This is a genomic window from Mucilaginibacter corticis, from assembly GCF_007558865.1.
Taxonomy (GTDB): Bacteria; Bacteroidota; Bacteroidia; order Sphingobacteriales; family Sphingobacteriaceae; genus Mucilaginibacter; species Mucilaginibacter corticis.
Genome location: NZ_VLPK01000003.1, coordinates 683,888 through 690,073, shown reverse-complemented (window position 1 = coordinate 690,073; position 6,186 = coordinate 683,888). Strand labels below are relative to the sequence as shown.

At 42.9% G+C, this 6,186-nt stretch carries 5 protein-coding genes and 1 tRNA gene; all 6 read left to right on the top strand.

The features are described from left to right. Positions 1-1,232, top strand: a 1,232-nt coding sequence (locus FO440_RS18580) for a carboxypeptidase-like regulatory domain-containing protein (protein WP_222104012.1), incomplete at its 5' end; no start/stop codon positions are given. A 386-nt stretch (positions 1,233-1,618) separates the two neighbouring features. Then, on the top strand, positions 1,619-2,119 hold the full coding sequence (locus FO440_RS18570) for a DNA/RNA non-specific endonuclease (protein WP_144249778.1): 501 nt from the start codon (positions 1,619-1,621) through the stop codon (positions 2,117-2,119). Positions 2,120-2,374: 255 nt separating this feature from the next. Further along, positions 2,375-2,446 (top strand) — tRNA-Cys (locus tag FO440_RS18565). A gap of 31 nt (positions 2,447-2,477) precedes the next feature. Beyond that, on the top strand, positions 2,478-2,759 hold the full coding sequence (locus FO440_RS24910; protein WP_246104262.1) for a hypothetical protein: 282 nt from the start codon (positions 2,478-2,480) through the stop codon (positions 2,757-2,759). After that, entirely contained in the window at positions 2,716-3,027 is a 312-nt protein-coding gene (locus FO440_RS24905) for a TlpA disulfide reductase family protein (RefSeq protein WP_246104261.1), read from the top strand. The genes FO440_RS24910 and FO440_RS24905 overlap by 44 nt, the downstream gene beginning before the upstream one ends. Positions 3,028-3,057: 30 nt before the next feature. Next, complete coding sequence (locus FO440_RS18555; RefSeq protein WP_144249777.1) at positions 3,058-6,186, top strand: SusC/RagA family TonB-linked outer membrane protein; 3,129 nt, start codon at positions 3,058-3,060, stop codon at positions 6,184-6,186.

Genomic DNA, 6,186 nt, shown 5'->3' with positions numbered 1-6,186 from the left:
CCGCGGATTCTGACAAAGTGAACAGGGCGCTTGATAACCTGATGCTTACGCAGGGGTATCGACGATTTCGATGGCAGCTATTGGACAGCGTAGTGAAGACTAACCCCGTATTTAAAGCCGAGGGGGTAAAGACTACTATAGCCGGAACTGTTACAGACCTGAGTCACCACTTTTTGCCAACCGCTGTAGTGTTATTAGTTTCGTTAAACGCCCGCATTAACAAAACAACCATTACCGATGCTAACGGCAGATTCAGGTTTGATAACTTATTATTTGCCGATAGCACTAAGTTTGCGGTACAGGTCAGGGATTCGAAAAATACTGACCATGCCATTATCACTTTAGACAGCATACCACAGGTTGCTGTCAACAAAAAATATAACCAAGAGGATGTTGCCATTACCAAGGCAAACCTGAAAAAAGCCGAAGATGAGGGCAGACCAGCGAAACTAACAGACCATATTTTAAAGCAAGTAAATATCAGAAGCCAACGAATAAACATAGATCAAGTTAGTGATGAAGTCGCTCCGCAGGCTATGATCAAACTACCTGACGAACAGTCCGCTGACCAAATAATTACCATTCCAAATCCTCAAGATTATCCAATGCTATTAATGTTCATGCAAAGTAGGTTGCCAGGTATTCGAATTGAAGTTGACCAGAATGGCTACCATCATCTCGTGAGCGTTAGGCCATCGGATAATCTATTTCATACAACATCAAAGACTGACCCATCGGAAGGCAAAGAAATAGAAATAGTTCTTGATGGAAGACCAATCGACCGGCCAGAATTCGATCGGCTCTTAACCGGTAGCCTTTTACCCGAAGACGTTGCCAAAATATTAATTGTACGAACTAACCAGGCTATGGTTAGTAATTTAGGTGGGAGCGGAGGCAGTGGACGCAATGCTGCCGGAATCGTATTGATTGTCACCAAACCTGCATATAAACGTAAGCAGTATAACCCTGGTATTGCCAACATAAGCCCGAAAGGGTATAATAAAGTGCGCCAATTTTACTCTCCACGTTATGACAAATTAAATAGCCAGGACAAGCAGCCTGACCCGCGCACAACCATTTACTGGAGCCCATACATTAACACTGATGCAACCGGAAAAGCAAAATTTGATTTTTACAACGCCAACGGACCTGGAAGATATAGGGTAGTTGTGGAAGGCATTGATGCCAACGGTCAAATAGGAAGGGTGATTTACAATTATAAAGTAGAATAATACATCATAAATAAATTCAAAGTTGATTCTTGTAAGAGGAATTTCGAATATATTAAAGATGGTGTTTCGCCTGTTCTTATGACAAAACCAGAGCCAGATCGTTTTGATCGTGATCAATCAAAAACAACTTTAAATTAATACGGTTTCTACAACTACGTTTCCTTTAATAGCTTTAGAATAGGGGCAATACAGATGGGCCTGTTCGATCAGATAGTTTGCAGTTTCCATATCTATACCCGGAAGCGAAAATTGCAAGGTTACAGAAAGAAATAGAGCGTCATGAGCAGACCTTTTAAACGATAGACTTAGGCATCAATTGAATTATTGTGCCTATCTTTTGTTGGATTTCCATTCCGAACCGGACACCACAGCTGTTAATTTAATGGATATTAACAATTTCGCCGATAGTTCAACAGGTAAAGCTAATATTTCTGCTATCATCATTCGCTTACTCGCAAGATACTATTACCATTCATCACAAACGCTACACCACGACATTCGATAAGGTGTTACTTTATCCTGTAAAAGTATATTGGGTAGATAGTACAGAAAGCATTTGTAATACCAAGACACCTGGCCATGTTAAACGTACCAATGACTTTAAAGCTGATCCCAAGCTTGCGGATTACACCGATTTGAAAGATGATTATAAGCGGGGAAACGAAAGGTATGATCGGGGACATAACATGGACGCCGCTGATAACGCCTGCGATATTGATCAAATGCGCGAATGTTTTTACTTCTCTAACATGACGCCTCAAGCCAAGCATCTGAATGAGCAAACATGGAAAGTACTCGAAGATCATACTCGTAAGCTTGCCATCAGCGCGCGCAAAGTTGAAATATGGTGTGGTAGCTTTGGCAGTATAGAAAATATGGCAGGGTAACGGTTCCGGCTTACTGTTGGAAGATATTGAGGTACCAAGGCAAAGTGGAAGCTTACCTAATGCCTAACACAGAAGAAAAATAATTTTGACTTATTGATTTATTCCTTACATTTGCATTGTCTACTATATCGATAGACTTTATAGTGTATTGTCATTTTTATGTATTTTTTTCAACAAGACTATCTGCTTTCCATCTTTAAAATCTGTCGCCTGGACATGTGGGTCGGCTGTTGTTACTAAATTTTTCTGACACCAGGCGGAGTGGCCGAGTGGTAAGGTGGGAGTCTGCAAAACTCCATACAACGGTTCGATCCCGTTCTCACGCCTCAAGTATTAATAATTAAAACTACCTATGAAAATGAAAAATTTACTCATCAGCCTCACTTTTTCTCTACTTATCGCTTCGGTAGCGAACGCACAGGTTGTGCATTTGACCGGTACAGATGACCGCGGTTACGTGGTTAAAGTTGGTGACCAGGCTCCGGCGGACTTTGAACTGGTATTAAACGACGGTACAAAAACTTCTTTAAAAAAGCTGCAGGGTAATTGTCATCCTGCAATTTACGGCCAGCTGGTGCAGTGTCTGCCGGGAAGAAATGCCGCACCTGGAAAAGGATATCTGGAAAGCTTACCAGGATAAAGGTTTGGTATTGATCGGTGTGGACAGGGACGAACCGTTAAAAACAGTTCAGGAATTTCACCGTGACATGCAGATCACCTATCCATTAGCACTTGATCCCGGTGCAGAAATTTTTGGGCGCTTCGCGGATAAAAAAAGCGGCGTTACCCGAAATGTAGTTATTGACGAAACCGGAAAGATAGTTTACCTGACCCGCCTGTATGACCCGCAGGAGTTTGCAGGTATGCAAAAAACAGTAGCTGCCCTTGTTGCCGGCGGCTCTAATTAAAAAGAATTAATACACCTTAATTAATTGATCATGTTTAAACATTACAAACTTTTGTTGGCATTACTATTGCCATTTTTCGTCACCCGGCAAGCAACCGCGCAATCGCTTGCCATCAGCGGGGTGGTGACCGCCAAATCAGACGGATCGCCCTTAGCCGGCGTAACCATAAACGACGTTACCAATTCAAGCACGGTCATCGCCAATGCCGAAGGCAAATTCACCATTAACGCGCATATTGGCGATCTGTTAAAAGTAACTTATATTGGCTTTGAAACGCAGGAAATTACGATAAAGGAAAACACAACAAGCCTGCAGATCATTTTGCAGGACGGGCAAAACTCACTTAACGAAGTTGTGGTGACCGCGCTCAACATCTCTAAAGAGAAAAAGACTCTAGGCTACAGCGTGCAAGGCTTAAAAGCCAAAGACATAGCCGAGGCTAAAGAAACTAACCTGGTAAACGCGCTGACCGGTAAAATTGCCGGGGTAAATGTGACCAGCAGCCAGGGCGATATGGGTTCGTCGCGGATCGTTATTCGCGGTGAAACTTCCATAGCGGGGGATAACCAGCCTTTATTTGTGGTTGACGGTATCCCGGTTGATAACAGCCAGCTTTTGGGCAATGCAGGTTCAAGGGATTTTGCGAATGCGATTGCAGATATTAACGCGGAAGATATAGAATCATTAACCGTGCTGAAAGGCCCCAACGCTGCTGCGCTGTATGGTTCGCGTGCGGCACATGGCGTTATATTAATTAAAACAAAAACCGGCAAAGGCGCCAAAGGTTTCGGTGTTACCATTAATTCCAACACCTCTTTTTCAAACTTACTGGGTTTACCAAAATATCAAAACGAATTTGGCCAGGGCTCAGATGGTAAATTCAGTTATGTTGACGGTAAAGGCGGCGGCGTTAATGACGGTGTGGATGAAAGCTGGGGCCCGCCGCTGGATGGCAGGCTGATACCACAATTTAATTCAAATGGGGTTGCTGTACCTTTTATAGCACATCCTGATAACGTACGCAGCTTTTTTAAAACAGGTGTTGCTGTAAACAATGGCGTTTCACTTGCAGGCTCCGGCGATAAATATGATTTCAGGCTTGGGTACAATAACCTGCACCAAACCGGTGTGATTCCTAATTCAGAACAGGGCAAAAACTCATTCATCCTTAACGCCACTTACAAGCTTACCCCCAAATTAACCCTGTCAACAGTTGCTAATTATATTAAAGACGATGCCAGCCATATACCAGGATCGGGCGGTAAAAGGTCAACCAGTACCATGCTTGAATTTACATGGTTTGGCCGCCAGGTTGATGTAACTCAATTAAAGAATTACCTGGATGCTAATGGCAATACCTTTAACTGGAATAACAGTTATTACAGTAATCCCTATTGGCTGGCTTATCAAAATACGGTTGGGCAAACAAAGAACCGTTTTATCGGGAACATAGAATTGAATTATAAGATCATCGACGGGTTATCTGCAAATTTCCGTACCGGTACAGATTATTATAATGACCGCCGTAAGATCAGGATAGCTTACGGCACCAATGGCACACCATTTGGCTCTTATGAAGAAGATGGCTATGATGTTTCTGAAACCAATACCGAGGGCCGGCTACAATATACTAAAAAACTAAACAGTGATTTTTCTGTTGACGCGCTCCTTGGAGGTAACATACGCGTAAACTCCTATGAAGAAAATGATCAAAAAGCGCCAAAGTTAGCGGTAAGCGGTCTGTACACACTAAGCAATTCGCGGGACCCGCTTATATCATCCAATGTCTATAGCAAATATAAAGTTTACAGCTATTTCGCTTCAGGGCAAGTTGGATTCAGGGATTATGCCTTTTTAAATGTAACCGCCCGTAATGATTGGTCATCAACATTACCTAAAGCAAACTTGTCTTATTTTTACCCATCAGTTAACGGAAGTTTGATCTTGTCACAGGCGCTGGATATTAAAAGCGATGTGTTGAGCTATTTGAAGATCCGTGGCGGCTGGTCAAAAGTTGGTAACGATACGCAACCTTACAAACTGCTCAATACCTATGACTTTACTGCGCCATTCGGTACCAATCCGCAGCAAAGTGCAAACAGTACAGACCTTAATCCAAACTTAAAGCCGGAAACTACAACATCTGCAGAGGCCGGATTGGAAATTAACTTTTTTGACGACCGGATAAGGTTGGATGCAAGTGTTTACAATACCAACAGTATTAACCAGATTTTGAGTGTTAACGTTAGTCAGACAACCGGCTATACGCAAAAACTGATCAATGGCGGTACAATTAATAACAAAGGTTTAGAGATAGTATTAGGCTTAACACCTGTAAAGCTGAAAGATTTTAAATGGGATATTAACGTAAACTATTCACGCAACCATAGCAAGGTAGTATCGCTTGACCCTGAAGGCAGGTTGCAAAGTTATCTTTTAGGTTCTGACGGTACCGTGCAGGTGCTGGCAGCAGTTGGTAAGCCTTATGGCTCCATTTACGGAACTACTTTTGAACGAAATGCGAACGGACAGCTTATCATCAGTGCAGATGGTACGCCTGCTGTTAATCCTACTAACCAATACCTGGGTAAGTATACGCCGGACTGGCTGGGCAGCATTAGCAACAGCTTTACTTATAAAGGCATTAATTTAAGTGTGTTGATAGATGCTCATGTTCGCGGTTCGATCTATTCAGGCACCAATGCTACCGGTACCTACACCGGCATATTGGCATCTACTCTGCCGGGGCGGGGAGCTGCAAATGGCGGTTTAACATATACTACGGGAACGACGGTAAATCACGATGGGATGATCTTTGATGGTGTAAATGCCGACGGCAGCAAAAATACGACAGTAATATCGGCCCAATCGTACTACAAAGCATTAACCAACGCCGATGCGCCGTTTGTTTACAATGCAACTTACATCAAATTAAGGGAGATCAAATTAGGTTATACCATTCCGCAGCAATGGGCAAAAGCCATAGGTTTCCAGGCAGCCAGTATTGCGGCAGTGGGTCGCAATTTATTGATCATTCATAAAAACGCGCCTAATATAGACCCTGAAACTGCCTTCAATACCGGCAATGGCCAGGGCCTGGAAGACCTGACCCTGCCAACCGTACGCAACATTGGTTTTAATATTAACCTTAAATTTTAA

Excerpts from the sequence above, each read along its gene's own strand:
- FO440_RS24910 (WP_246104262.1), top strand. The coding sequence starts at position 2,478 with ATGAAAAATTTACTCATCAGCCTCACTTTTTCTCTACTTATCGCTTCG.
- FO440_RS24905 (WP_246104261.1), top strand. The coding sequence starts at position 2,716 with ATGCCGCACCTGGAAAAGGATATCTGGAAAGCTTACCAGGATAAAGGT.
- FO440_RS18555 (WP_144249777.1), top strand. The coding sequence starts at position 3,058 with ATGTTTAAACATTACAAACTTTTGTTGGCATTACTATTGCCATTTTTC.